At 66.8% G+C, this 1,502-nt stretch carries 2 protein-coding genes; one reads left to right on the top strand and one right to left on the bottom strand.

All coding sequences use genetic code 11. The annotated features are described in order from the left end of the window. A partial coding sequence (locus tag VMR03_RS12965; RefSeq protein WP_325405865.1) for an alpha/beta hydrolase occupies window positions 1-538 on the top strand: 538 nt, incomplete at its 5' end. A gap of 6 nt (window positions 539-544) precedes the next feature. Here the strand turns inward: VMR03_RS12965 and VMR03_RS12960 are convergent. Further along, on the bottom strand, window positions 545-1,417 hold the full coding sequence (locus tag VMR03_RS12960) for a phosphatase PAP2 family protein (protein WP_325405863.1): 873 nt from the start codon (window positions 1,415-1,417) through the stop codon (window positions 545-547). Between the last annotated feature and the right edge of the window lie 85 nt (window positions 1,418-1,502).

Raw genomic sequence — 1,502 nt, 5'->3', positions numbered from 1 at the left:
GACGCGCGACGCGGAACGCAGCTATTGCCCGTCAGGCGTCGTCCGGCAAATGGCGGCGGCGATGACCAATGGCGACCGGCGGCAGAAGCTCCGCCGCATCGAGGTGCCGACCATGGTGCTGCATGGCGCAGCCGATCCGCTGGTGCCGGTCGAGGCGGCGCGCGACACGGCGGCGAGCATCGACGGCGCGGAACTGCGCATCATCGAGGGCATGGGCCACGACATTCCGCTGCAGCTCGTCGAGACTTTCGCCGATGCGATCGTCGCGGCGGCGGAGCGCGCGACGGGGCCGAAGCGGCCGCTGTTGCTTCCCGCGCCGGAGCATGGCGAGGAGACCCCGTTGCTGGCGCCGCTCATCCACGCAGGCGAAACTGCCGTCGAGACGTTGACGGCGGTCGCGCGCGAGCTGCTGCCGATGCAGCGGGCCGAGGTTTTGCCGGTGCCGCTGGCGGCGCCCGTACCCCCTCAGCCGCGCGTCGGATTTTTCGCGCGGCTCGGCTTTCGGATCAAAAGCTGGCGCGCGCGGTGGCGCGGTTGAACGTCCTCAGTAGCACAGCGCCTTGCGGAGCTCCGCGCGCGCGGCGGCGAGCCGGTCTTTCATCGCGGGATCGTTGAGATAGGCGTCTGCGACGAGCAAACCGCTTTGCCGGCCGGCCGCGACGTCGGTCGGGAAATGGACGCCGACGACGATGCGGTGCCAGCCATAGCGTTCGGCGCGGTTCATGATGATCGCGGTTTCGTCGGGCATCAGCGCTGAAAGAACGGCGGCGCTGGTGAAGGCGAAGGTGGTGTGGCCGCTCGGATAGCTCGGGCTCGATTTGGCCAGATGCTTTTGATAGGCCTTGTCTGTCAGCGGCTCGATTTTCGGTAGGCCGGGAATCTCGACCACGAAGGGGCGCGTACGGTTATAGACGTCCTTTGCCGCGTCCGAGGCGCGGTACTCCGCGTAATTCGCTTCGTTGAGAACCGACATGGTCGCGGGCAGCGAGGTGTTGAGCGCGGCCTCGTCTTCCTTGAGGCGGCCCTGCGCGGCGATGGCCGCGTCGTGATCGAGATCCTTCAGGATCGCCTTGGCGGGCGCGCAACTGTCGGGCGCCGTGTTGACGAGGCGCAGCCAGATGGGGCGGAGGAATTGCGCGACGGTCGGATAGGCGGCATCGGCCATCGCCATCGCGATCTCGTCGTCATTGGCGGATTTGCGCGCATCGAGCACGCCCTGGTAATCGGCCTTCTGGGCTTCCGGGTCCTGCTTGCAGTCCGGTCCCTCGCCCTTGGCGATATTGCTCTGGGGCGGGCAGGGGATCACCTTCGTCAGGTCGAAGCTTTTGGTCGGGGCCTTTGCCGGCTCCTTCGCGGAGGCTGGAAGCGGCGTGAGCGTCAAGACGAAGGCCGCCGCCAGGATGGTCGATATCTTCATGATGATTGTCCCCGAAAAATCCGATTCCGGAGACTAGCCGAAACGGATGTCAGGCGCATGTCGATCTCCGCGTCCGGAGACCGAC

The sequence above is a fragment of the Parvibaculum sp. genome (assembly GCF_035511255.1).
Classification (GTDB): Bacteria; Pseudomonadota; Alphaproteobacteria; order Parvibaculales; family Parvibaculaceae; genus Parvibaculum.
Note: the sequence above shows the minus strand (reverse complement) of the source record. Positions and strands in the feature narration are given on the sequence as shown.

Bases quoted from the DNA above. Each gene is read 5' to 3' on its own strand.
- VMR03_RS12960 (WP_325405863.1), bottom strand. From the start codon at position 1,417: ATGAAGATATCGACCATCCTGGCGGCGGCCTTCGTCTTGACGCTCACG.